The sequence below is a fragment of the Drancourtella massiliensis genome (genome assembly GCF_016900655.1).
Classification (GTDB): domain Bacteria; phylum Bacillota; class Clostridia; order Lachnospirales; family Lachnospiraceae; genus Sellimonas; species Sellimonas catena.
On record NZ_JACJKH010000065.1, the window covers coordinates 1 to 1,679 of the forward strand.

Consider the following 1,679-nt stretch of genomic DNA (forward strand, 5'->3'; position numbering starts at 1 on the left):
CAAGGCCATGTAAAACGGAAAAACAGAGACGTTTTATTTCGTATACCCATAACCATCTATTTTCGTACCAGATACAGAAAAACGCTCATGATCGAGGCTCATTCATCTGAGATAGAAACTTAGAAATCCCTTGATTTTAAGGGGAAAAACACTTGACTAAATAGGGAGGAAAAATGATGAACGACACTTTCATGAAAGAGAAACCGGTATTGCCGCTGATTTTATCCATGTCATTGCCTATGGTGTTATCCATGCTGGTTAATTCTCTCTACAACATTGTGGACAGTTTTTTCGTCGCGCAGATCAGCGAGGAGGCTATGACGGCATTATCGTTGGTTTACCCGGTTCAAAATTTTATCAATGCTGCCGGAATTGGATTTGGCGTTGGGATCAATGCAGTGATCGCCTTCTATCTGGGCGCGGGGGATCACAGAAAAGCAGATCAGGCAGCCACGCAGGGACTTGTGCTTGCCGTGATTCATGGCATTGTTATGACAGTCTGCTGTATTATGATCATGCCGGTTTTCCTGCGGATGTTCACTTCATCCGAAGCGGTCATTGAACTTGGCGTCCGCTATTCTGTCGTTGCGTTCGCCTTTACACTCATTGTTACTGTCAGCATGGCGTTTGAGAAATTGTTCCAGGCAGTAGGAAACATGAAAACGACCATGATAAGCCTGATGTGCGGGTGCATCACAAACATTGTCTTAGATCCCGTTCTGATTTTTGGCTATGGCCCATTCCCGGAAATGGGAATCGAAGGCGCTGCACTGGCAACCGGCATCGGGCAGGCTCTGACGCTTGCGATTTACCTTGTAGTCTATCTTGTGCGGCCAATTCGCGTGCATATCCGCAGGCAGTACATTCTGCCCAGCAAAAATATGGTAATAAAGCTATACTCCATCGGCATTCCCGCAACCCTGAATCTTGCGCTTCCGTCTCTTTTGATTTCGGCGCTCAATGCGATTTTGGCGGCATATTCCGAAGTGTATATTCTGGTTTTAGGAATCTATTACAAATTGCAGACCTTTATCTATCTGCCAGCGAACGGCATTGTGCAGGGGATGCGGCCCCTGATTGGCTATAACTACGGCGCGGGGGAGCACAAACGGGTCAGCCAGATTTATCAGATTGTTTTGTGCATGAGTGGCATCATTATGGTGTTTGGGACAGTAATATGTCTGCTGATCCCCGGACAGTTGATGGGGCTGTTTACCCACACAGAAGCGACGATTCAGGCCGGGGAAACCGCCTTACGCATCATCGGGGCCGGGTTTATCGTCTCGGCGGTTTCTGTTACATCTTCCGGCGCATTGGAGGGACTTGGGAAAGGCACGCCCTCCTTACTGATTTCTCTTTGCCGGTATGTAGTGGTAATCATCCCGGCTGCATTTTTACTCAGCAGGTTTCTCGGAGCGGTTGGCGTCTGGAATGCGTTTTGGATCACGGAAGTGATTACTGCGATCATATCCATTTACGTTTACCGCAAGGTAATAGCAAAGCCAGCCGAGCCAGTCAACGGTCAAGATGAACGACGCATGGACGCATTGTTACGGGAAAGAGAAACATCCCGGTAAAAGGCGGTGATGGCGTATGTTAAAACTGGCGTGGAAATACATGCGGTATTACAAAAGCCAGACACTGGCCATTTTTGTGAGCGTCTTATTAACAGCGTCACT

The 1,679-nt window shown here is 47.8% G+C and carries 1 protein-coding gene; it reads left to right on the plus strand.

Translation table 11 applies throughout. The features are described from left to right. The first annotated feature begins 176 nt into the window (after positions 1-176). Positions 177-1,577: an MATE family efflux transporter gene (locus tag H6A32_RS15690; protein ID WP_204864807.1), complete on the plus strand. Its 1,401-nt coding sequence runs from the start codon at positions 177-179 to the stop codon at positions 1,575-1,577. Positions 1,578-1,679 lie beyond the last annotated feature (102 nt).